General features: G+C 64.4%; 24 protein-coding genes and 5 tRNA genes. 6 read left to right on the forward strand and 23 right to left on the reverse strand.

The window, feature by feature from the left end; all coding sequences use genetic code 11:
* Positions 1-88: 88 nt before the first annotated feature.
* From rplL to ACVWWQ_RS06290, 20 genes are all read right to left on the reverse strand, one after another.
* Positions 89-457, reverse strand: coding sequence for a 50S ribosomal protein L7/L12 (gene rplL, locus ACVWWQ_RS06195; protein ID WP_099654060.1), 369 nt, complete (start codon positions 455-457; stop codon positions 89-91).
* Positions 458-501: 44 nt separating this feature from the next.
* Positions 502-1,035: a 50S ribosomal protein L10 gene (gene rplJ / locus ACVWWQ_RS06200; protein WP_099654059.1), complete on the reverse strand. Its 534-nt coding sequence runs from the start codon at positions 1,033-1,035 to the stop codon at positions 502-504.
* Positions 1,036-1,380: 345 nt separating this feature from the next.
* Positions 1,381-2,088: a 50S ribosomal protein L1 gene (rplA, locus tag ACVWWQ_RS06205; protein WP_133951206.1), complete on the reverse strand. Its 708-nt coding sequence runs from the start codon at positions 2,086-2,088 to the stop codon at positions 1,381-1,383.
* 3 nt (positions 2,089-2,091) lie between these two features.
* Complete coding sequence (gene rplK / locus ACVWWQ_RS06210) at positions 2,092-2,520, reverse strand: 50S ribosomal protein L11 (RefSeq protein WP_099654057.1); 429 nt, start codon at positions 2,518-2,520, stop codon at positions 2,092-2,094.
* 221 nt (positions 2,521-2,741) lie between these two features.
* Positions 2,742-3,302, reverse strand: a complete 561-nt coding sequence (gene nusG, locus ACVWWQ_RS06215) for a transcription termination/antitermination protein NusG (RefSeq protein WP_099654282.1) — start codon at positions 3,300-3,302, stop codon at positions 2,742-2,744.
* Between the two features lie 13 nt (positions 3,303-3,315).
* Positions 3,316-3,705, reverse strand: a complete 390-nt coding sequence (gene secE, locus ACVWWQ_RS06220; protein ID WP_099654056.1) for a preprotein translocase subunit SecE — start codon at positions 3,703-3,705, stop codon at positions 3,316-3,318.
* Between the two features lie 80 nt (positions 3,706-3,785).
* A tRNA-Trp gene (locus tag ACVWWQ_RS06225) sits at positions 3,786-3,861 on the reverse strand.
* A 103-nt stretch (positions 3,862-3,964) separates the two neighbouring features.
* A complete protein-coding gene (gene tuf / locus ACVWWQ_RS06230; RefSeq protein ID WP_099654055.1) occupies positions 3,965-5,155 on the reverse strand; it encodes an elongation factor Tu in 1,191 nt (396 codons plus the stop codon).
* Between the two features lie 75 nt (positions 5,156-5,230).
* Positions 5,231-5,306, reverse strand: a tRNA-Thr gene (locus ACVWWQ_RS06235).
* Positions 5,307-5,429: 123 nt separating this feature from the next.
* Positions 5,430-5,503, reverse strand: a tRNA-Gly gene (locus tag ACVWWQ_RS06240).
* A gap of 18 nt (positions 5,504-5,521) precedes the next feature.
* Positions 5,522-5,607, reverse strand: a tRNA-Tyr gene (locus ACVWWQ_RS06245).
* Between the two features lie 94 nt (positions 5,608-5,701).
* Positions 5,702-6,190 carry an acyl-CoA thioesterase gene (locus ACVWWQ_RS06250; RefSeq protein WP_099654054.1) on the reverse strand — a complete coding sequence of 163 codons (489 nt, stop codon included), beginning with the start codon at positions 6,188-6,190 and terminating at the stop codon, positions 5,702-5,704.
* Between the two features lie 120 nt (positions 6,191-6,310).
* A complete protein-coding gene (gene ychF / locus ACVWWQ_RS06255; protein ID WP_099654053.1) occupies positions 6,311-7,399 on the reverse strand; it encodes a redox-regulated ATPase YchF in 1,089 nt (362 codons plus the stop codon).
* 82 nt (positions 7,400-7,481) lie between these two features.
* A complete protein-coding gene (pth, locus tag ACVWWQ_RS06260) occupies positions 7,482-8,099 on the reverse strand; it encodes an aminoacyl-tRNA hydrolase (protein WP_133951208.1) in 618 nt (205 codons plus the stop codon).
* Between the two features lie 52 nt (positions 8,100-8,151).
* A complete protein-coding gene (locus tag ACVWWQ_RS06265) occupies positions 8,152-8,850 on the reverse strand; it encodes a 50S ribosomal protein L25/general stress protein Ctc (RefSeq protein WP_133951210.1) in 699 nt (232 codons plus the stop codon).
* A 283-nt stretch (positions 8,851-9,133) separates the two neighbouring features.
* Positions 9,134-10,075, reverse strand: a complete 942-nt coding sequence (locus tag ACVWWQ_RS06270; protein ID WP_166669774.1) for a ribose-phosphate diphosphokinase — start codon at positions 10,073-10,075, stop codon at positions 9,134-9,136.
* A 63-nt stretch (positions 10,076-10,138) separates the two neighbouring features.
* Positions 10,139-10,215 (reverse strand) — tRNA-Gln (locus tag ACVWWQ_RS06275).
* A gap of 50 nt (positions 10,216-10,265) precedes the next feature.
* Positions 10,266-11,657: a 4-(cytidine 5'-diphospho)-2-C-methyl-D-erythritol kinase gene (gene ispE, locus ACVWWQ_RS06280; protein WP_133951212.1), complete on the reverse strand. Its 1,392-nt coding sequence runs from the start codon at positions 11,655-11,657 to the stop codon at positions 10,266-10,268.
* 72 nt (positions 11,658-11,729) lie between these two features.
* Positions 11,730-12,341, reverse strand: a complete 612-nt coding sequence (gene lolB / locus ACVWWQ_RS06285; RefSeq protein WP_133951214.1) for a lipoprotein insertase outer membrane protein LolB — start codon at positions 12,339-12,341, stop codon at positions 11,730-11,732.
* Complete coding sequence (locus ACVWWQ_RS06290; RefSeq protein WP_133951216.1) at positions 12,338-14,020, reverse strand: tetratricopeptide repeat protein; 1,683 nt, start codon at positions 14,018-14,020, stop codon at positions 12,338-12,340. Before ACVWWQ_RS06290 ends, lolB begins: the two co-directional genes overlap by 4 nt.
* A 165-nt stretch (positions 14,021-14,185) precedes the next feature.
* On the opposite strand from ACVWWQ_RS06290, the gene hemA reads away from it, so the two are divergent.
* The 3 genes from hemA (at position 14,186) to ppk2 (ending at position 17,451) form a co-directional block, all read left to right on the forward strand.
* Complete coding sequence (hemA, locus tag ACVWWQ_RS06295; RefSeq protein WP_133951218.1) at positions 14,186-15,454, forward strand: glutamyl-tRNA reductase; 1,269 nt, start codon at positions 14,186-14,188, stop codon at positions 15,452-15,454.
* A 91-nt stretch (positions 15,455-15,545) separates the two neighbouring features.
* Positions 15,546-16,625, forward strand: a complete 1,080-nt coding sequence (gene prfA / locus ACVWWQ_RS06300) for a peptide chain release factor 1 (RefSeq protein ID WP_133951220.1) — start codon at positions 15,546-15,548, stop codon at positions 16,623-16,625.
* Between the two features lie 61 nt (positions 16,626-16,686).
* A complete protein-coding gene (gene ppk2, locus ACVWWQ_RS06305; protein ID WP_133951222.1) occupies positions 16,687-17,451 on the forward strand; it encodes a polyphosphate kinase 2 in 765 nt (254 codons plus the stop codon).
* Here ppk2 and ACVWWQ_RS06310 read toward each other — a convergent pair.
* Genes ACVWWQ_RS06310 through ACVWWQ_RS06320 form a run of 3 tightly spaced genes read right to left on the reverse strand, consistent with a single transcriptional unit; the run spans position 17,448 to position 19,524 of the window.
* On the reverse strand, positions 17,448-17,726 hold the full coding sequence (locus ACVWWQ_RS06310) for an acylphosphatase (protein ID WP_133951224.1): 279 nt from the start codon (positions 17,724-17,726) through the stop codon (positions 17,448-17,450). The two genes, ppk2 and ACVWWQ_RS06310, sit on opposite strands and share 4 nt — an antisense overlap.
* Before the next feature lie 38 nt (positions 17,727-17,764).
* On the reverse strand, positions 17,765-18,250 hold the full coding sequence (locus ACVWWQ_RS06315) for a TlpA disulfide reductase family protein (RefSeq protein WP_133951226.1): 486 nt from the start codon (positions 18,248-18,250) through the stop codon (positions 17,765-17,767).
* Positions 18,247-19,524 carry a YihY family inner membrane protein gene (locus ACVWWQ_RS06320; protein ID WP_133951514.1) on the reverse strand — a complete coding sequence of 426 codons (1,278 nt, stop codon included), beginning with the start codon at positions 19,522-19,524 and terminating at the stop codon, positions 18,247-18,249. The genes ACVWWQ_RS06315 and ACVWWQ_RS06320 overlap by 4 nt, the downstream gene beginning before the upstream one ends.
* Before the next feature lie 119 nt (positions 19,525-19,643).
* Here ACVWWQ_RS06320 and wrbA point away from each other — a divergent pair, with 119 nt between their 5' ends.
* The 3 genes from wrbA (at position 19,644) to ACVWWQ_RS06335 (ending at position 22,344) form a co-directional block, all read left to right on the forward strand.
* Positions 19,644-20,243, forward strand: coding sequence for an NAD(P)H:quinone oxidoreductase (gene wrbA / locus ACVWWQ_RS06325; protein WP_133951228.1), 600 nt, complete (start codon positions 19,644-19,646; stop codon positions 20,241-20,243).
* Positions 20,240-20,596 (forward strand): DUF2069 domain-containing protein, encoded by a 357-nt coding sequence (locus ACVWWQ_RS06330; protein WP_099654040.1) that lies wholly within the window; start codon positions 20,240-20,242, stop codon positions 20,594-20,596. The genes wrbA and ACVWWQ_RS06330 overlap by 4 nt, the downstream gene beginning before the upstream one ends.
* A gap of 104 nt (positions 20,597-20,700) precedes the next feature.
* Positions 20,701-22,344 carry an acyl-CoA dehydrogenase family protein gene (locus tag ACVWWQ_RS06335; protein ID WP_133951230.1) on the forward strand — a complete coding sequence of 548 codons (1,644 nt, stop codon included), beginning with the start codon at positions 20,701-20,703 and terminating at the stop codon, positions 22,342-22,344.
* Positions 22,345-22,473: the final 129 nt, after the last annotated feature.

A 22,473-nucleotide genomic window follows, 5' to 3' on the forward strand; every position in this document is an offset into this window, starting at 1 on the left:
CCCGTTCCCGTTCAACGGGCAAAGCCCGGGAGCTTTCGCTCCCAGGCTTGCTTGACATCAAGTCGAAGCGGCGGCGTGCAAACGCCGATTACTTCAGTTCGACGGTGGCGCCGGCAGCCTCGAGGTCCTTCTTGAACTTCTCGGCATCTTCCTTCGACACGGCTTCCTTCAGGACGCCACCAGCCTCGGTGAGGTCCTTGGCTTCCTTCAGGCCCAGGCCGGTGATCGCGCGTACAGCCTTGATCACGTCGACCTTCTTGGCGCCGGCGTTCTTCAGGATCACGTCGAACTCGGTCTGAGCTTCGGCAACAACGGCAGCAGCGGCCGGGCCGGCCACGGCAACCGGGGCAGCGGCGGTCACGCCAAACTTCTCTTCGATGGCCTTCACCAGGTCCATCACTTCCATCAGCGACTTGGCGGCGACGGCTTCAACGATCTGTTCGTTGGTCAGGGACATTGCATTTACCTCTGGAAATAGATTCGGTTTGATAGACGATGAACTTAGGCGGGTTCGGCTTCAGCCGGGGCTTCGGCAGCAACTTCGCCACCACCCTGCTGATCGGCAACAGCCTTGACGACGCGCGCGAACATGGTGGCCGGTTCGGCCAGCACGCGGGCCAGCATGGCCAGCGCCTGTTCACGGGTCGGCAACGCGGCCAACACGTCGACGTGCTCGGCGGGAAGCAGCTTGCCTTCCATCGAGACGAGCTTCGCCTTCAGCTTGTCGTTGCCCTTGGCAAATTCCTGGATCAGACGCCCGGCAGCACCGGGCTCTTCCGTCGAGAATGCGTACAGCAGCGGACCGACGAGAACGTCCTTGACGACCTCGAACTCGGTACCGGCCACGGCGCGCGACGCCAGCGTGTTCTTGACAACTCGCAAGTACACACCGGATTCGCGAGCCTTCTTGCGCATCGCGGTCATCTGAGCGACCGTCGTGCCCGCATACTCGGCAGCAACCAGGGAGTGAGCCTTCGAAGCAACGTCTGCCAGTTCGGCGACTACTTCTTTCTTCTGTGACAGATTGAGAGCCATTGCACTCCTCCAAATGAACTCCGCTCACGGCTCCTGCCGCTTGCGGTCCTGGGCGACGCCATCCTTGACGTCGGGGACACTGAGTGCCCCGGGTGGTGGCCTTTCCAGAAGTCGAATGATTCCAGAAGGGGCAGCACCATCTGCGCAGGCCAGGTTCGCAAGAACCCGATTAAGCAACCTCGTTGGCAACGCCGGCGATTCCCTGCCAGTACCGAGCTCCATGCCCGTCGTCGTCGCGCGTTGGTTGCGCCTGCGGTCTTTGACAGCGGTCCCGGCCCTCAACGAGCCGGAACTGCCCTCAAAAACTTGCCCTGACCGACTTTCAGCCGCTCAGGGACTTGAGTCTTACTTCGTGGACAAGGTCAGCGACGAGGTATCGACGGAAACGCCGACGCCCATCGTGCTGGACAACGCCACTTTCTGCAGGAACTGACCCTTCGCCGTCGCCGGCTTGGCCTTGAGCAGGTCGCCGATCAACGTATTCAGGTTGTCCGCCAGCTGACCGGCATCGAAGCTCGCCTTGCCGATGGTGGCGTGGATGATGCCGCCCTTGTCGTTGCGGAACTTGACCTGACCAGCCTTGGCATTGGTCACGGCAGTGGCGACGTCGGCGGTGACCGAGCCATCCTTCGGATTCGGCATCAGGCCGCGCGGGCCCAGCAGCTGACCCAATTTGCCGACCACGCGCATCGCGTCCGGCGTGGCGATCACACGACCGAAGTCGAGATCACCGGCCTGCATGCGCTCGGCCAGGTCGTCCATGCCGACGGCGTCAGCACCGGCGGCCTTGGCGGCCTCGGCCTTCTCGCCCGGCGGGCAGAACACGGCGACCTTGACGGTCTTGCCGGTGCCATGCGGCAGCAGCGAGGAACCACGCACGCCCTGGTCCGACTTCTTCGCGTCGATACCCAGACGCACGGACACGTCCACCGACTCGGCGAACTTGGCCTTGGCGTTGTCCTTGACGATCGCCAGCGCCTCTTCCAGGCCGTAGAACTTGCCCGGCTGCACTGCGGCCTGAGCCGCCTTCATACGCTTCGTGAGCTTTGCCATGTCTTAACCCTCCACCACAAGGCCCATGCTGCGGGCGCTACCAGCAATGGTGCGCACCGCGGCGTCGAGATCAGCAGCCGTCAGATCCGGCTCCTTCTGCTTCGCAATGTCTTCCAGCTGCTTGCGGGTGACCTTGCCGACCTTGTCGGTATTCGGCTTCGCCGAACCCTTGGCCGTGCTAGTGATCTTCTTCAGAAGAATCGTGGCAGGCGGGGTCTTGGTGATGAAGGTGAAGCTACGGTCGGAATAGGCCGTGATGATGCACGGAATCGGCAGACCCGGCTCCAGCTTCTGCGTGGCGGCATTGAACGCCTTGCAGAATTCCATGATGTTCAGGCCACGCTGACCGAGCGCGGGACCGACGGGCGGCGAGGGGTTGGCCTGACCGGCCTTGACCTGCAGCTTGATGTAACCGACAACTTTCTTTGCCATGGGATTTTCCTCGCGAGTCCAGGCGCCTTGCGGCTCCTCGCTGTTCACCGGTCCGTGGATGGAAGGAAGATTCGCGTCTTGCGAATCCGAAAACGCGGACACGCCGGGCCAAAAAGACCCCGCGTGAACCGCGCAGTATAGAGATTTATTGGTTCGTCAGCAATCCCCGTGCCAAGGTCGCCGAACAGGGCGGCCGGATCGTTCCGGCCGGATCAATGGACTCAGGCTTTCTCGACCTGGCCGAATTCGAGCTCCACGGGGGTCGACCGACCGAAGATCAGCACCGCGACCCGCAGGCGGCTCTTCTCGTAGTTGACTTCCTCGACCACGCCATTGAAATCGTTGAACGGGCCCTCGGTGACGCGCACCATCTCGCCCGGTTCGAACAACACCTTGGGCCGGGGCTTCTCGACACCCTCGCGGACGCGACTGAGGATCGCATCGGCCTCGCTGTCCTTGATCGGCAGCGGGCGATCGGCGGTTCCGCCAATGAACCCCATGACCTTCGGGGTTTCCTTGATCAGATGCCAGCACTCGTCGTCGATACGCGGCGACTTGCCCTCGGTGTTCGTCTCGATCTGCACCAGCACGTAACCCGGGAAGAACTTGCGATCGCTGCGGCGCTTCTGGCCGCCACGCATCTCGATCACTTCCTCGGTCGGCACCAGCACTTCACCGAAGCGCTCTTCCATCTCGGCGCGCTTGATGCGCTCCTCGAGCGACCGCTTCACCTGATTCTCGAAGCCCGAATAGGCGTGTACCACATACCAACGCTTGCTCATGCTCACCTCAGGCTTACAGCTTCAGCAGCCAGTCGAGAATGACTGACTTCAGGATCAGGTCGATCAGACCGAGCAGCAGCGAGAGGATGATCACCACCACGATGATGATGCCCGTCGTCTTGATCGTCTCGTCGCGTGTCGGCCACACCACCTTGCGCATCTCGAACTGCGATTCGGCAATGAAGTTCCGAACCCGCCGTCCCAGCGCGGTAAATGCGGCAATCGCCAAGGCGATCACCAGCGCCGCAAGTACGCCAAGCAGGCGCACCGACGAAGGAATACCGCCATCCCGACCGAACCAGGAATAGGCAAAAATACCGGCAGCCAGCACCAGGCCCGCCAGTACCAGCTTGCCGATATCGGCGGCGTTCGTGCCCTTGGGCTGTTCTACCTTGGTATTCATGCACTAGTGACCCGGTGTCAAGCAGCAGGCATGCCTTGCGGCAGACCCTGCCATTGCACCCGTCTCAATCCTCGGGGAAGTGGCACGCCAGGAGGGACTTGAACCCCCAACCTGCGGTTTTGGAGACCGCTGCTCTGCCAATTGAGCTACTGGCGTAAAAACGAAAATAGGGAATGGCGAATCGGGAATGGTAACCGATCAAGGACGTAATATGCCGCGCCCTCGCTGGTTCCCATCCCGACCCGCCACTCCCGATGTATTACTTGATGACCTTGGCCACCACGCCGGCGCCGACGGTACGGCCGCCTTCGCGAATGGCGAAACGCAGGCCTTCGTCCATCGCGATCGGATGGATCAGGCTCACCACCATCTTCACGTTGTCGCCCGGCATCACCATTTCCACGCCTTCCGGCAGCTGGCAGGCGCCCGTCACGTCGGTCGTGCGGAAGTAGAACTGCGGACGGTAGCCCTTGAAGAACGGCGTATGGCGGCCACCCTCGTCCTTCGACAGCACATAGACTTCGGCTTCGAAATCGGTGTGCGGGGTGATCGTGCCCGGCTTGGCCAGCACCTGGCCACGCTCGACGTCGTCACGCTTCAGGCCGCGCAGCAGCAGACCGGCGTTGTCGCCCGCCTGACCCTGGTCCAGCAGCTTGCGGAACATTTCCACGCCGGTGACCGTGGTCTTCTGCGTGTCGCGGATGCCGACCACTTCGATTTCGTCGCCGACCTTGATGATGCCGCGCTCGATACGACCGGTCACCACGGTGCCGCGGCCCGAGATCGAGAACACGTCTTCCACCGGCATCAGGAACGGCTTGTCGATCGTGCGCACCGGCTCCGGGATGTAGCTGTCCAGCGCTTCGACCAGCTTGATGATCGACGGCACGCCGATCTCGCTCTGGTCGCCTTCCAGCGCCAGCTTGGCCGAACCGTGGATCATCGGGGTGTCGTCGCCCGGGAAGTCGTACTTGGACAGCAGCTCGCGCACTTCCATTTCGACCAGCTCGAGCAGCTCGGCGTCGTCCACCATGTCTGCCTTGTTCAGGTAGACCACGATGTACGGCACGCCGACCTGACGCGACAACAGGATGTGCTCGCGGGTCTGCGGCATCGGGCCGTCAGCGGCCGAGCACACCAGGATCGCGCCGTCCATCTGCGCTGCGCCGGTGATCATGTTCTTGACGTAGTCAGCATGGCCCGGGCAGTCGACGTGCGCGTAATGGCGGTTCGGCGACTCGTATTCCACATGGGCGGTCGAGATCGTGATGCCGCGCGCCTTCTCTTCCGGCGCCGCGTCGATCGCGCTGTAGTCCTTGAACTCGCCACCGAAACGTTCTGCACCGACCTTCGTCAGCGCTGCCGTCAGCGTCGTCTTGCCGTGATCCACGTGACCAATCGTGCCGACGTTGACGTGCGGCTTGGTGCGTTCGAATTTACCCTTTGCCATGCGCGCTACACCCCGATGGAGTCGATGAATTGAAGAAAACTGCCCTTTCGGGGCTGGCCGGACTGGCCTTGGAAATGGTGCTCATAACAGGAATCGAACCTGTGACCTCTTCCTTACCAAGGAAGTGCTCTACCGACTGAGCTACATGAGCGTGTATTTTAGCCATCCTCCATGACGGCAAAGACAAGACCGACATCCTGTCGGACTCTTCAAATAAAAGCGTTGATCAAACGGCAATTGCCTCGATCAACAGCGCCTGACACTTGCAGAGCAATGGAGCGGAAGGCGGGAATCGAACCCGCGTAATCAGTTTGGAAAACTGATGTTCTACCATTGAACTACTCCCGCCCGGCGCGGAACTCTTGCTGGTGGAGGGAGGTGGATTCGAACCACCGAAGGCGTAAGCCAGCAGATTTACAGTCTGCCCCCGTTGGCCGCTTGGGTATCCCTCCAACAAAGAACGCGTATTGTGTGGATCGGACCTCGAACTGTCAACACCTGAAGACGTCAAATTCGCTTCAGACGGCGATTTTTTCACGGTCCGGCTCAGTCGCGCGACGCCGGCTCGAGACAGACCAGTTTCTCCATGCCCTTCGAAGCATCCAGCAAGCGCTTCGCCTGCTCCTGCAGGCGGCGCTCGCTGTCATTGCGCGGCTCCCAATGCGGCACTGGCGTGGGCTTCCCATCCGGGCTGTCCAGCGCCACGAACACCATCACGCAGCTGGTCGCCAAACGCTGCTCATCCTTGCGCAGGTCGCTGGCGAGCACATCCACGGCCAGATGCATGCTGGACGTGCCGGTATGGATCAGGCGCGCCCGCACTGTGACCAGGTCGCCAATCAGGATGGGCGCCACAAACTGAATGCCACTGACCGAGACGGTGACGCAATAGGCGCCGCTCCATGCCACGGCGCACGCATAGCCAGCCTGATCGATCCACTTCATGGCCATGCCGCCATGCACCTTGCCGCCGAAGTTCACGTCGGTGGGCTGGGCGAGGAAACGAAACGTGACTTCGTGCTGTTTTCCGGGCATGGGACTGGGCTTGCAGAAGGACCAACTCCGATTATGCCCCACAAGCCACGCACCACACGTCCAGGCCCGGCATAAAAAAGGGCGCACCCGCAGGCGCGCCCTTTCCGTGAACGATCGAGTTCAGACGTTGAACAGAAAATGCAGCACGTCGCCGTCCTTGACGATGTATTCCTTGCCTTCCTTGCGCAGGCGACCGGCAGCGGCGGCCCCGGCCTCGCCCTTGTACTGGATGAAGTCGTCGTAGCCGATCGTCTCGGCGCGAATGAAGCCACGCTCGAAGTCGGTGTGGATCACCCCGGCGGCCTGCGGTGCACTGGAGCCGCGACGCAGCTGCCAGGCGCGCACTTCCTTCACGCCCGCGGTGAAATAGGTCTGCAGGTCGAGCAGCTTGTAGCCAGCCCGAATCACCCGGTTCAGGCCCGGCTCGTCCAACCCCATGTCCTTGAGGAACTCGTCGCGGTCCGCGTCTTCGAGCTGGGCCATCTCTTCCTCGATCGCCGCGCATACCGGCACCACTTCGGCACCTTCGGTGAGCGCGCGCTCGCGCACGGCGTCCAGCAACGGGTTGTTCTCGAAACCGTCATCGGCGACGTTGGCGATGTACATCAGCGGCTTCAGGGTGAGCAGGAACAGGTCGCGCACCAGCGCCTTTTCCTCATCGTCCAGACCCAGGCTGCGCGCCGACCTGCCTTCGTTGAGGCCCGCGGAAAGCTTCTGCAGCACCGGCTTCTTTGCCACCGCATCCTTGTCGTTCGCCTTGGCCGCACGCTCGGCGCGGTTCAGCGCCTTGTCCACCGACTCCAGGTCGGCCAGCGCCAGTTCGGTATCGATCGTCTCGATGTCGGCGATCGGATCGATCTTGCCGGCGACGTGGATCACGTCACCTTCGAAGCAGCGCACCACGTGGGCGATCGCATCAACCTCGCGGATGTGCGCCAGAAACTTGTTGCCCAGACCCTCGCCCTTGGAGGCGCCCGCGACCAGGCCGGCGATGTCGACGAACTCGACCGCGGTCGGGATCACTTTCTGCGGATTGACGATCTCGGCGAGCGCATTCAATCGCAGGTCGGGCACCGGCACCACGCCGACATTCGGTTCGATCGTGCAGAACGGGAAATTCGCCGCGGCGATGCCCGCCTTGGTCAGCGCGTTGAACAGGGTGGACTTGCCGACGTTGGGCAGGCCGACGATGCCGCATTTGATGCCCATGGTGGGACTCCGGGGGAAAGCTGTGGAACGGGAGACGGGGAACGGGGAAAACGGGAAATGGCAACCAGTGCAAGACGAAGCGTCAGCGCGCCTTGCCCGCTCCCTGCTGCCCGTTCCCCGTTCCCGTCGTTGTATGTAATTGCTGCATCGCCTTTTCGAACTGGCCTTCCACGGCCAGCGGCAGGACGTCGAGCGCGCGGCCGATGCCGTCCATGATGGCGTTCTCATCCTGCGCGGACGGGCGACCCAGCACCCAGGGCGTGACCTGGTCGCGATGCCCGGGATGGCCGATGCCCACGCGCAGCCGGTGGAACTTGCCATGCCCGAGGTGACCCATGATGTCGCGCAGGCCATTCTGGCCGCCATGGCCGCCGTCGAATTTCATCCGCACGATGCCGGCAGGCAGGTCCAGATCGTCGTGCGCGACCAGACATTCGTCCGGCTCGATCTTGTAGTAGCGCAACGCCGAAACCACGGCGATGCCGCTCTTGTTCATGAAAGTGGCCGGCTTCAGCAGCCAGACGGATTCGCCACCGAGGCGCACGCGGCAACTTTCGCCGTGCAGCTTGCCGTCGAAGGCAAAACGCTCGCCCTGCCCGCTGGCAAGGGCATCCACTAGCCAGAACCCGGCATTGTGCCGGGTTCTGAGGTATTCGGCACCGGGATTGCCCAGTCCGACGATGAGTCGCAAACCAGCCATGAGCGACCAGCCACATGATCCCGCGCCCCAAGCGGGCGCGGGATCACACGACTTACTTCTTGTCGCCAGCCGGCTTGGCAGGAGCCTTGGCAGCCGGCTTCGCTGCAGCAGCCTTGTTCGCTTCGGCCTCCGCCTCGGCAGCGGCGTCCTCGGCAGCATCCGCAGCGCTTTCCTTGACCGCGTTCACCGTGACCACTGCGGCATCATGGGCGTCACCCAGCTGCAGCGCCGGCAATTCCACGTTCGCCGGCAGCTTCAGCTGCGACAGATGAACGATGTCGCCAGCCGCGAGCGCGCCCAGGTCCAGCTCGATGAACGCCGGCAGGTCCTTCGGCAGACAGGTGACTTCGACCTCGGTCAGGTTGTGCGAGATCACCAGGCCGGAGGTCTTGCCCGCGGGCGAGGTTTCCTGGTTGAGGAAGTGCAGCGGCACGTTGGCGCGCAGCTTGGCGTTCTCGTCGATGCGCAGGAAGTCCATGTGCATCATCAGCTGCTTGAACGGATGCTTCTGCCAGTCACGCACCAGCACCTTCTGCACCTTGCCGTCGACGTTCAGGTCGAGCACCGAGGAGAAGAACCACTCGTGCTTCGCAGCGAGCAGGATGGTGTTGTGTTCGATCTGGATGTTTTCCGGAGCCTGACCGGCGCCATAGACAACGGCGGGCACGAAGCTCGCATGACGCAGGCGGCGGCTCGCACCTTTCCCCTCGTCCTTGCGGCTCTGTGCCTTGATTTCATGATTCTTGGACATGTCGTTACTACCTTGGTGGGTGTTTGCCGCCTCGCGACGGCTGAGTGACTTCCCCGCGACCAGAGAAGATCGTTATTTCACGCGGCGTCCGTGCCGCGAAAAGCGAAGATCAAGACCGCCCATCCGGGGCGGACATTTCAGTTATTTTCACGCGGCGTCCGTGCCGCGAAAAGCGAAGATCAAGACCGCCCATCCGGGACGGACATTTCAGTTATTTCACGCGGCGTCCGTGCCGCGAAAAGCGAAGATCAAGACCGCCGTTCCCGGGCGGACACTTAATTTTTCAATCCACGTACAGCGAACTGACCGACTCGCCAAAAGCGATGCGGCGAATGGTTTCTGCCAGCAGCTCGGCGACCGAAAGCTGACGAATCTTGGCGCAGGCCCTGGCTTCGGCCCGCAGCGGCAAGGTGTTGGTGACCACCAGCTGGTCGAGCTGGGATCCCTCGATGTTGCTCAGTGCCGCGCCCGAAAGTACCGGATGAACGCAGTAGGCAACCACCTTGCGCGCGCCACGGTCCTTCAGCGCCGCTGCCGCGGCACACAAGGTGCCGGCGGTGTCGACGATGTCGTCGACCATCACGCAGGTCTTGCCTTCGACATCACCGATGATGTTCATCACGGTCGACACGTTCGCACGCGGGCGGCGCTTGTCGATGATCGCCAGATCCGCATCGTCCAGCCGCTTGGCGATCGCGCGTGCACGCACCACGCCACCGACGTCCGGGCTGACCACGATCAGGTCGTCCATGCTGTGGTTGCGCCAGATGTCGGCCAGCAACACCGGCGAGGCGTACACGTTGTCGACCGGGATATCAAAGAAACCCTGGATCTGGTCGGCGTGCAGATCGACCGTCAACACGCGATCCACGCCCGCGGCGCCGATCATCCTGGCAGCCAGCTTGGCGGTGATCGGCACACGCGCCGAACGGGGCCGGCGATCCTGCCGGGCATAACCGAAGTACGGGATCACGGCCGTGACACTGGCCGCCGAGGCGCGCTTGAGCGCATCGGTCAGCGCCAGCAGCTCGAACAGGTTGACCGCGCTGGGCGCACCCGTCGGCTGGATCACGAACACTTCCTGCTTGCGGACGTTTTCCTCGATTTCGATCTGCACCTCGCCGTCACTGAACGTGCCGACCAGTGCCTTGCCCAGTGGAACACCCAGGCGGTGAGCAACGTCCTCGGCCAGGGCACGGTGTGCGTTACCGGTAAACAGCGTCATCGGGGTGGACGTATCCACAGGTGTTACCTCGAAACTCGGCCATATCGGCCGGCCATCATGAAATGGCTGGGGCGGCAGGATTCGAACCTGCGTATGCGGGAATCAAAATCCCGTGCCTTAACCAGCTTGGCGACGCCCCAGTATGTGTGTCGATCTGTTTGTGTCCGGCTTCAGTCCGTACCGCTCATCATCATTCCGCAGCCGCTACGCCGGCATGTCGCCTCAAGGATTCTTGCAAGGGTGACACGTCAACGCCGCTGGCGACATGCGCCGTGAACATTGCCGGACACTTCCTTGCCACCGCCTGCGCCCGCTCCAGCGAACGCAACTCCAGAAACACGCAACCGCCGCTGCCGGAAAGTCGCGACTGACCGAAGCCAGCCAGCCAGTCCAGCGCTGCCGCCACCCGCGGGTGCCGCGCGCGCGCCACCGCTGCAAAGACGTTTTCCGTCGTTTCGCCCGAAGCAAAGGATGAAATTGTCGCCCGCGGGGCATTTCGTGTCAATTCAGAAGCTTGAAACAGTGCCGAGGTAGACACCGCCTCGTGGGGATCCAGCACGACGTAATGGCGCAACGGCAGGGCCAGCGGGGTCAACTGTTCCCCCACGCCCTCAGCCCAGGCGGAACGTCCACGAACGAAAACCGGCACGTCGGCACCGAGCTGGCGACCCAACTCGGCCAGCGCATCTTCGTCCAGCCCCGTGCTCCACAGCCAGTTCAACGCCACCAGCACGGTCGCGGCGTCGGAACTGCCTCCCCCCAGGCCGCCGCCCATTGGAATGATCTTGTCCACTCCAATATCGGCACCCAGCCCGGTGCCGGTGCGCTCTTGCAGCAGCCGTGCCGCGCGGATGACCAGATCGGCGGACTCGGTTACGCCGGGAATCTCGCGAATGCGCCTGATGTCACCGTCGTCGCGTGTCCGCAAACGCACTTCGTCACCCCAGTTCAGCAGGCGGAATACGGTCTGCAACTCGTGGTATCCGTCGGCACGCTGCCCGGTGATGCGCAGGAACAAATTCAGTTTGGCCGGCGCCGGCCACACCGACCACTCGTCACGCGTGGGCGCGGACAGCATCCGGCTCATGAACACGCGCAAGTGGTCGGGAAAGCCGTTTTCACGATCGCGCTGGTGCGCCAGTGCAAACGCGGGGTCCGCCTTGTCGACCGCGACAAAGCCATGCCTGGCATAGAACGGTGCATTCCAGGCCACATCTGCCAGCGTGCCCAGGTCCATCCGCCGGTAACCGGCGGCACGCGCCCAGGCACAGGCGTGCTCAAGCAGTGCCGCGCCCATGCCGCGCCGACCGTACTCGGGCAGCACATCGATTTCGGCGATGCCGATGGCGCCGGCTTCCAGTTCGTCATCCAGCCAGACGAAGCCGACCGGATCGCCTGCGCCATGGCGCGCCACCCAGACCAGACCGCGGGCAATCGCCTGCAGAAGTTGCGCGGGCGGGATCGACAACGCCGCATAACTGACCCATGCCGGATGCCCGCGGAACAACTGCACGGCCGTGCGCTCGATCGCGCACAGGGCTTCGACCTGGCCGGGTTCGGCGCGCTCGATGAGGAATGACATGCTGACGTTCCGGGATGGACGAATCGGCTGCAAGGCCGTCAGGGGCGCAAAGCCTAACCCAATCGGGCCGGCTTACTGAAACTGCCAGGACTCGATCGACAGCTTCACCTTGAATGGCGGCTTGGCGGCGAACACCTTGACCGGCAACGGTGGCTGTCGGGTTTCATCCCACTGCCGATAGTCGACCGCCCAGCCGTCCTGCAGCAACAGTGAAGGCAGGCGGTTTTCGCCAAAACTCAGCTCGGCCGGGCCGCTGTCCGCGCGCACGCCCAGCACCCAGGCGCGCAAGTCGCGCAGCGGCACTTCCCAGCCCAACGCCTTGTGCATCAGTGCCTCTGCGTCGGGGCCACGCAGCGGGCCATGCTCCAGCCCTTCCAGCACGGCCCCGTCGGGACCGCCGCTGAGTCGGAAATTCATGCCGCTGATCGCCGGCCCGCGCAGGGTGAATTCGTAGTGGTCGCCATCCTGGGTCCAGCTGAAGCTGCCGCTGCCACCATCCTTGCCGTTGGAGATGCCCAGCCGCCCCTGCAGCGACCAGTGGTCGGCATGAGCCAATGCCTGTTCCCGCGCAAGCTGCGCCTTGAACAGGCCGGCATCGCCCTTCACCCGCACGGCCTGCTGCGGCACGCAGGCGACGAGCAAAAGCAGCGGAATCGTGGCGAAAAGACCTTGCCAACGCTTCATGGATTCAGCCGTTTCAGGGTGTGCTGCAGGCTTTGGTTGTGCGGATCGAGCTTGCGCACTTCGTCGAAAACCCGTTGTGCATCCTGCTGGTGGCCCTGCCGCCACAACACCTCGCCCAGGTGCACGCCGACATCAGCGTCCTTGCGGGCGACCCAGGCAGCCCGCAAGGTCTGCACCGCCTGATCGAGGTGTCCCAAGCGGAATTGCAGCCAGCCCCAGGAGTCGGCAATGGAAGGGTCATCCGGCTTGGCTTCGCGCGCTGCGCTGATCAACCGCTCGGCCTCGGGCAGGTCACGGTTTGCATCGGCCAGCGTGTAGCCCAGGGCATTGCTGGCATCGACGTCACCCGGCTTGATCTTCAGCAGCCTCTCGAAATCCTGCACCGCCTGATCCACCTGCCCGCCCTCGGCGTAGGCCAGACCACGGCCGTACAGCAGGCCTGGATCGTCCGGCACCACTTGCAAGGCACGACTGAACGCCGTCTCGGCTTTCACGTAATCCTGCTCGGTCAGGTACAGCTCGGCGTCCGCCTGCCAGGCCTGGCGCAGTTGCGCGGGGTGGTCGAGATAGGCCAGTTGCAATTGCTCGAGCAAGGCGTGCGCCTCGCTGCGTTTGCCCTGCGTGTGCAGGATCATCGCGCTGCGCAGATCGGCATCGAACGCATGCTCGTCGTCGTCACCGACCTGGTCGTACCAGGCCAGTGCATCCGCGGGGTGACCCTGCATTTCGGCCAGTTGACCCAGCAAATAGGCGCTCTGCTCCCGCACGTTGGCGGGTGCCTTCTGCAGCTGCTGATAGAGCGCTGCCAGGGCCTTGTCGTCATGCTGATGCGCCGCCATTCCGGCGCGCATGGCATAGACATCGGCATTCTGCGGGCCCTGCTCCAGCCATCGTCGGGCCGCGGTGTAGTCACCGGCCTGACCGAGCAGGCCGGCATAGGCAAGTCGCAACTGAACGTTTTTCGGTTCCTTCAACAGCGCTTTTTTCAGCAGGGCGGCCGCACCAACCCGGTCGCCGCCCTTGAATTTCATTTGCGCCGCCCAGGCATAGGTTTCGGCATTGGCGAAGCGTTGCGCCGCCGCATCGGCGATCTGCATGGCATAGGCATGGCGACCGAATTGCTCGCCCAGCTCGCTCATGGCCAACCAGGCATGGGCATCGGCCGGCAGCCGTTGCGGTGTGGCCAGGGCCTCAAGCAGGCCGGCGGCCTGCGCCTGGTCACGAGCGCCCACCAGAACCCGTCCGAACTGGCGCCAGGCGTCGGGGTCGCCACTGCGCAGAAGGATCTCCAGCTGCCGGCGCGCTTCGGCGGCATCGCCGACATCCAGCGCCAGTTGCGCGCGCGCCTGGGCAATCTCCGCAGGCTTGGCGCCCAGGGCCTGCCAACGCTCGATGGCGCGGTGCGCCGCCGCGTCGTCATGAACCGCAATGGACAGGCCGGCGGCACGCTCCGCAACTTTCGGGTCATTGCTGAGGGCCATGGCCTTGTCGTAGTGCCCGGCGGCAGCTTTCAGGTCGGTGCGGGTCAGCGCCATTTCGCCCGCCAACAGCTGCGCGAGCACGTCGTGATCGGCGTCAGGCGTGGCCACTACCAGCCGTGCCAGCGGTTGCGACGCGGCGGCGGCCTTTGCGGGCGAACGCATGGGTGCGCTGGCACAGGCCGCCAGACCAAGCGCCATCGTCGCTACTGCCGTAAAATGCCGCACTTGCTTGAACTTGCCGGGCCCGCTCCGCACACTACTCTCCATACACATGCCTGTTTTGACCCTGCTGGTCACCACTACACGGCGTGGCGCCAAGCTTAGCCTACGCCGCCACCTCGCCGCCGAGATGTTCCGACCACCATGCCGCTGATCGCCCTCGGGCTCAATCACCTCACCGCGCCGGTCAGCCTGCGCGAGCAGGTGGCGTTCGACGCGGACGCCACCGGCGCCGCGCTGCGCGCGCTGGTCGGCGAGCCAGGCGTGGAAGAGGCGATGATCCTGTCCACCTGCAACCGCACCGAGCTGTACGTCAGCATCGCCGCCGGTGCCGAGGACATCCCGCGGGCGTGGCTGAATCGTCATCACCGTCTGACCCCCGGCAAGCTGGATGAGTTCCTGTATCGACACGACGAAAACGACGCCGTCCGTCACATGTTTCGCGTCGCCACGGGACTGGACTCGATGGTGCTGGGTGAACCGCAAATTCTGGGTCAGGTAAAGGATGCCTACCAGCTGGCGCGCGAAACGCAGTCGCTGAAGGCGCCGATGGACCGACTGTTGCAGCACACCTTCGCGGTGGCCAAGCGCGTGCGCACGGATACGCGGATCGGCGCGCATACCGTCTCGGTCGCGTTCACCGCCGTGCGCCTGGCCGAACAGGTCTTCGCCGACCTCCATCAGGCGTGCGTGCTGCTGATCGGCGCCGGCGACACCATCGAACTGGCCGCGCGCCATCTGGCCGAAAAAAAGGCGCGACGAATCATCGTCGCCAACCGCACGCCGGAAACCGCGCAGGAGCTGGCCGGGCGTTACGGCGGTTACGCGATCACGCTGGCCGACCTGCCGCAGCACTTGGCCGAAGCGGACATCGTCATTTCGTCCACCGCCGCGCGGCAGCCGATCGTGACGCGCGCGATGGTCGAGCAGGCGATGTCCGCCCGCAAACGCAAACCGATGTTCATGGTCGACATTGCGGTGCCGCGCGACATCGAAGCCAGCGTGGGCGAGCTGCCCGACGTCTATCTCTACGGCATTGACGATCTGCGCCAGGTGATCGACGACAACCTGCGCTCGCGCGCCGCCGCCGCCCAGGACGCCGAAGCGATCATCGACCTGCAGGTCGAGCGTTACATGGCCTGGCGCCGCGCCCTGAGCGTGCGCAACCCGGCACTGGACATGCGCCAGCATGCCGAGGTGTATCGCGACCAGGTGCTGACCAAGGCCCGCGCCATGATTGCCCACGGCAAGTCGCCCGACGAGGCATTGGCGTTTCTTGCCAACACGCTGACCAACAAGTTGCTGCATCATCCCAGCGCCCGCCTGCGCGAGGCCGCGCTGAGCGGTGACCTCGACCTGCTTCACGCCGCCGGCCGGCTGTACGGACTGGATGAAGACTCCGACGCACCGTAGGAGCGCATCCTGTGCGCGATCCGACCAGCGATAATCCGAACAGTGATCGCGCACAGGGTGCGCTCCTACCCAGAAGCGAACGTCCCCACGCATGACGCCATCTATTCGCCGCAAGCTCGAAGCACTCGCCGAGCGCCACCACGAAGTCGGCCTGCTGCTGTCGCAGCCCGACGTGCTGGCCGACAACCAGCGTTTCCGTGGACTTTCGCAGGAATATGCCCAGCTGGAACCGGTGGCGGCATCGCTGCACGAGCACGATCAAGCCGAGCGCGACCTGGCCGAAAGCCGCGCCATGCTGGACGACCCCGAATTGCGCGAGATGGCGACCGACGACGTGCATCGGCTGGAACGCCGGCTGATCGAGCTGGATGCCGAGTTGCAGGTGCTGCTGCTGCCGAAGGACCCACGCGACGAGGCGAATCTCTATCTCGAAGTACGCGCAGGCAGCGGTGGCGACGAGGCGGCGATCTTCGCCGGCGACCTGTTCCGCATGTATCTGCGCTACGCCGAAAGCCGCCGCTGGCACGTGGAGATCCTCAACGAGCACGCCGGCGAACACGGCGGCTACCGCGAGATCGTGGCGCGCGTCGAAGGCCAGGGTGCCTATTCGCAACTGAAGTTTGAATCGGGCACCCACTGCGTCAAGCGCGTGCCGGTGACGGAATCGCAAGGCCGGGTGCACACCTCCACCGCGACTGTGGCGGTGCTGCCGGAAATGGATGAGGTCGACGACATCAGCATCAATCCGGCTGACCTGAAGACCGACACCTTCCGCGCCTCGGGTGCGGGCGGCCAGCACGTCAACAAGACCGACTCGGCGATCCGCATCACCCACCTGCCCACCGGCACGGTGGTGGAATGCCAGGAAGAGCGCAGCCAGCACAAGAATCGCGCTCGCGCGATGAGCCTGCTCAAGGCGCGCCTGCTTGACGCCGAGCGCAGCAAGCAGACCGCCGAACAAGCCGAATCGCGGCGGTTGCAGGTGGGCACCGGCGATCGCAGCCAGCGCATCCGCACCTATCGCTACAAGGACAATCTGGTGACCGATCACCGGATCGGCCTGAACCTGTACAGCCTTGCCGAGATCATGCAGGGCGACCTCGGCGAGTTGATCGACACGCTGACGCGCGAACACCAGACCGATCAGTTGCAGGCACTGGGCAACGCCTGAACCTCGTCGTCACGTTGCCGCGGGTTAATCTGCATCCCACGTTGTTTCCAGCGAGACGAACATGGGCAAGCACTACCGCAAGGCGATGAAAGAACTGCAGATCGAACTGGCGCGCCTGCAGCACGGCCTGCACAGCAGCGGCAAGCGCCTGCTGGTGATCTTCGAGGGGCGCGATGCGGCCGGCAAGGGCGGCACCATCAAGGCCATCACCAAGAGCATGGATACGCGCGGCTATCGCATTGCCGCCCTGCCCAAGCCCAGCGACACCGAGGCGACCCAGTGGTATTTCCAACGCTATGTGTCGCACCTGCCCAGCGCGGGCGAGTTCGTGCTGTTCGACCGCAGCTGGTACAACCGCGCCGTGGTCGAGCCGGCCATGGGCTTCTGCAACAGCGCCGAGTACGAGGCGTTCCTGGAAGCCGCGCCGGCGTTTGAGAAGCTGCTCACCGACGACGGCATCATCGTGCTCAAGTACTGGCTGGCGGTGGATCAGGTCGAACAGGAGCAGCGCTTCACCGAACGCGCCGACGATCCGCTGAAACGCTGGAAGCTGTCGCCGGTGGATCTGGCTGGCCGCGAGAAATACGCGGAAATGGGCCGCCTGCGCGACGTCATGATCGAACGCACGCACCGTGACCACGCGCCCTGGTTCGTGGTCGATTTCAACAACCAGAAAAAAGGCCGGATCAACCTGATCCGACACCTGCTGCAACAGGTGCCGCTGCATGACAAACCCGTACCCGCGGTGAAGTTGCCAAAGCTCAAGGGCAAGCCGAAAGCCGAGCACGTCACCGACACGGCGCTGTGGGTACCTGCTACTTTCTAGTCGCGCAGATCACCGGTATGAAAGCCTTGCAGGTCCTGCTCGGGCAGGTCTTCCCGAACCACCGTGTCGACGCGCGCCAGCGGCGGACCTGCGCGCAGCCATCGCTCCAGCGCATCCAGCGCGCTGGCCGGACCGCTGCCCAGCACTTCCACGCTACCGTCCGACCGATTTTTGGCATGACCGGACACGCCGAGCGCCAGCGCCTGCTGGCGGGCGCCTGCGCGATAGCACACGCCCTGCACGCTTCCGCTGACAAGAAATCTGGCGGTGGGCATCACGACATCTCCCTCATCTCAGCAGCTCCATCGGTCGCTCACTTCTCGCCGATCAGCGCCGCCAGCGAGGCCTCGGTGACCGGACCCACGATGTGCTTGGCCACCTTGCCATCGGGGCCGATCAGATACGTGGTCGGCAGCCCGCGCGGCTCGTCGAAATCCTTCAGCGGCTTGTCCAAGCTGACCTGGGCCACCGGATAGACCACCGGGTGCCTGGCGAGGAAATCCTTGATGTCGGTCGGCTCGCTGTCCTCGTAGGCCAGCCCGATCGCCGCCACGTTCTTGTGCGCGGCGACGAAGCGCGAAATGTCCGGCATTTCCTTGATGCATGGGACGCACCAGGTTGCCCAGTAATTGACGATCACCCACTTGCCGCGTTGCGCGCCCAGATCAAAGGTCTTGCCGTCCAGGGTGGTGACGTGCAGCGAGGGACGCTCCGGCATGGCCGCCTGCGCCGAAGCGCCAAAAGCCAGTACCAGGCCGAACACGGCCGATCGGAGCAACGCGGAGTGCGGCAGGGTCATGCGGGAAGTTCCTCGGGGTCAGCCGCCACATGGGCGGCAGGGGGATAGATTTCGTCAAGCCGTGCGCCCAGTTTCGCCTGCAACGCGACCGCCAGGTCAGCCAGCATGGCCAGGAGTTCCGCCGGAAGCTCAATGCCCAGCGTGGCCGCCTCTTCCACCGGCTGCAGAGGCAGGCGGTAGTCGGTGTGCCGATACACGCGCAGCAGATCCGTGCTGTCCAGGCTGCGGCAGAGCAACCAGCCACCGGCCTCGCCGCGCTGGATCAGGTCGGCCTGCTGAAGGTCGTCGATATAGGCCGAGATCAGCGCGGTTCGCAGATACGGTTCGCGCACGCGCAGGTCGGCGGGATCCACGCAATTGCCGTGGCGTTGTGCCTCCACGAAGTGCCGCAATACCACCAGCAGGCCGAGAAATTCCGCGCCCTCGGGCAGCGTTTCCTTGGGCGGGTGATATTCGAACGCCGATGCCGACGCCGCAATCGACGCCGCCAGGATCACGATCACCCAGGACAGGTAGATCCACAGCAGGAAGATCGGAATCGCGGCCAGCACGCCGTAGATCTGCTGGTAGGTTTGCGCATGTTGCACGAACTGGCCGAAGCCCCAGCGCGCGATCTCGAACAGCACCGCGCCCAGCAAGGCGCCGATGGCGGCGTCGCGGCGCGAGACCTTGCAGTTGGGAATCACCGAATACATCAACCACAACGTGAAGAACGTCACCACGAAGGGCAGCGTGCTCAGCAGGCCCTGGGTCAGCGCGCCAAACTGGTCGACGGCGTTGTGCAGCAAGGGTGCCGCCGTGACGTACGACGTCACCGCGATGCCACCCACCACCAGGATCGGGCCCAGGGTCAGCGCGGCCCAGTACAGCAGCAATCGGGACCCCCAGCTGCGCGCCTGATGCACCCGCCAGATCCGGTTCAAGCGGTCCTCGATGCTGATCATCATCGACAGTGCGCTGAACAGCATCACCAGGATGCTGATCCCCGTGAGCTTGCTGGCATTCGCGGCAAAACCCAGCATGGTTGACTGCACGGCCTCGCCCGTCGACGGCACGAAGTTGTTGAACACGAAATCGATCAACGTGTCGCGCGCGGGCTGGAATACCGGGAAGGCCGAAAACATCGCAAGCACCGCCACGGTCAGCGGCACCAGCGACACCAGCGTGGTATAGGAGAGCGCACCCGCCGTCTCAAAGCACTTGTCGTCGATGAAACGCTGCCAGATGAAGCGGCTGAATGTCCTGGTACGGTCGCGATTGAAACGCCGGATCATCACGGTCCTCTCGTGGCTGCCCTGCGCGGACACCAACGACGGGCCACCAACATGGTGGGTGTCGGCCGGTACACTAGCGTATTGGCCGTGAAAGCCTCAAACGCCCGAGTCGACGTCGCATGAATCACGAAATCCTGGTCCTCTATTACAGCCGCAGCGGACACACCGCGCAGATGGCGCGACTGATCGCCCGTGGCGTCGAGGAAGTGGCAGGCATGCGTGCGCGCCTGCGCCAGGTTCCCCCGGTCGCGCCCGTGACCGAAGTCGCCCAGCCACCCGAACCGGCGGACGGCGCACCTTATGCGTCGAAGCAGGACCTGCTCGATTGCGCGGGCTTGGCAATGGGCAGCCCGACCCGCTTCGGCAACATGGCCGCACCGCTGAAATACTTCCTGGATTCCACCGGCGCCGAATGGGCCAGCGGCGCGCTGGTCGGCAAGCCGGCCGCCCTGTTTACCTCCACCAGCACCATGCACGGTGGCCAGGAATCCACCCTGCTGACCATGGCACTGCCACTGCTGCACCACGGCATGTTGCTGCTCGGCATTCCGTTCACCGAGCCGACCCTTACCGTCACGCAGAGCGGCGGCACCCCTTACGGCGCCAGCCACGTCGCCGGACCCAAGGGCGACAACTCGATCAGTGAGCACGAACGCGAACTGGCCCGCGCGCTGGGTCGCCGACTGGCCGAGACCGCCCGCAAGCTGGCGGCGGCATGAGCACGCCACGTTCGTTGCCCACCGAACAACGGATCGGCTTGCTCGCCTGGGCCGGGCTGACCCTGCTGCAACCGGTCTGGCATGCCTGGCTGTTTCCACCCCAGGTGATGCCACTCGGCCTGCTGCTGGCCATCACGGTGATTCCACTGCTGTTGCCCCTGCTTGCCCTTCGCGACCCGCGCCGCGCGCTGCTCTGGGTCGGCATCCTCAGTCTGTTCTACTTCTGCCACGGCGTTTCCGAAGCATGGAGCGCCGCCGGACAACGCTGGCTGGCGGTCGCGGAGATCGTGCTGACCCTGCTGTTGATCAGCACCCTGGGTGCGGGCGTCAAGCGCAAACGCGAGCCGTCGTAGCAGCCCGCTGGCGGGCGACGCCCTGATTCGATCTATAGTCGTGCATCAGCGCAGAAACGCCGCCCGTCAGCGGGTTCTGCCTCAGGCATTGTGGGGGATTTCCCATGGCATTCCTGCAAGACGCGCCGCAACTCGGACACCCGTATCGCACCGATCGCCTGCTGTTGGGCCTGCTCGAGCGGTCGTTGCCCGCCGAACGCCGCCAGGCGCTGGACATCGATCTCGACGCGCTCGGCGATTACGCCGTGATGGCGTGGCAACGCGCCAATGCCAGCACGCGACGCAAGCCGGTACTGACCCAGTGGGATGCGTGGGGACGGCGGGTTGACCGGATCGAACTGACCACCGCGTGGCAGGAAGGCCCGCATCTCGCCACAAACCATGCGGTGCTGGCGGCAGGCCATGCCGACAACGAGCATGCGCGACTGGAACAGTTCGCACGGGTCTACCTGTACCACCTCGCCAGCGAGTTCTACACCTGCCCGCTGGCGATGACCGACGGTGCCGCCACCGCGATCAAGGCGTCCGGCAATCGCGAGCTGATCGAACGCGCGCTGCCACATTTCCTCAGTCGCGATGCAGCGACGCTCTGGCTCAGCGGCCAGTGGATGACCGAAACCCGCGGCGGCTCCGACGTGGCCAATACCGAGACCACGGCACGGCAGGATGCCGACGGCCAGTGGCGCCTGTACGGACGAAAATGGTTCAGTTCGGCCGTGGTCGGTGAGGCCGCCCTGGCCCTGGCCAGGCCGGAAGGCGCCACGGCCACGGGCACCTCCGCGCTCGCGCTGTTCTACGTCGAGACGATGGACGGCGACCAACGCAAGCCGCAGCTGCAGATTGACCGACTGAAAGACAAGCTCGGCACGCAGGAACTGCCCACCGCGGAGATCCATCTGGACGGGCTGCCGGCGTGGCCGGTGGGTGAACTGGCCCATGGGGTGCGTCAGGTCGCCCCCATGCTCAACGTGACGCGCAGCTGGAATGCGATTTGCGCGATCGCCAGCATGGCTCGCGCGATTGCGCTGGCGCGTGACTACGCGCAACGTCGCCACGTCTTTGGCCGGCCACTCATCGAGCAGCCGTTGCACGCGCACACGCTGGCCGACATGCAGGCGGAGTTTGAAGGTGGCTTCGCGCTGGCCTTCGAAGTGGCCCATCTGCTGGGCCGCGTGGAACATCAACACGCCGCGCCGCACGAGGTTGCCGCGCTACGTCTGCTCACGCCGCTGGCCAAGTTGTGGACCGGGAAAATGGCGGTGACGATCTGTTCCGAGGCGCTGGAGTGCTTCGGTGGCGCCGGCTACATCGAGGATACCGGCCTGCCGCAGCTGCTGCGGGACGCGCAGGTCTACGCGATCTGGGAGGGCACCACGAATGTGCTTTCACTGGACAGCCTGCGCGCACTGGCTGGCGACAACCTCGGCGCATTGCGCACCGCCTGCGCGAGCTGGCTGGACGGCAACGACGACATGCACGCGACCAGCGCGATACGGCAGACGCTGGATGCCGCCGCGCGCTGGCTCGACCAGCATGCGGCCGCACGCGACACGCTGGAAGCCGGTGCCCGCGGCCTGGCTTTCACGCTGGCCCGCTGTACGGCGGCGGCATTGCTGGCGAGACAGGCCAGTGGGTCGAACGGTCAAGGCGACTCGCGTCCGGCAGCGGCACTGCGTCGCTTCGTCGGCCACGGCCTGGACCGTCTGGTCACGCCGGACACGGACAACACCGCGTTGCTGCTGCGCTGACGCGTGCCCGCCCATAGCTGACGAATTCGTGTGGGAGCGCACCCTGTGCGCGATGCTTTTCCGCAGCGTGACGGAAGGCATCGCGCACAGGGTGCGCTCCTGCTACGGGCACGTGCGCGCCGGCACGGG

The sequence above is a fragment of the Rhodanobacter sp. TND4EL1 genome, assembly GCF_054061035.1.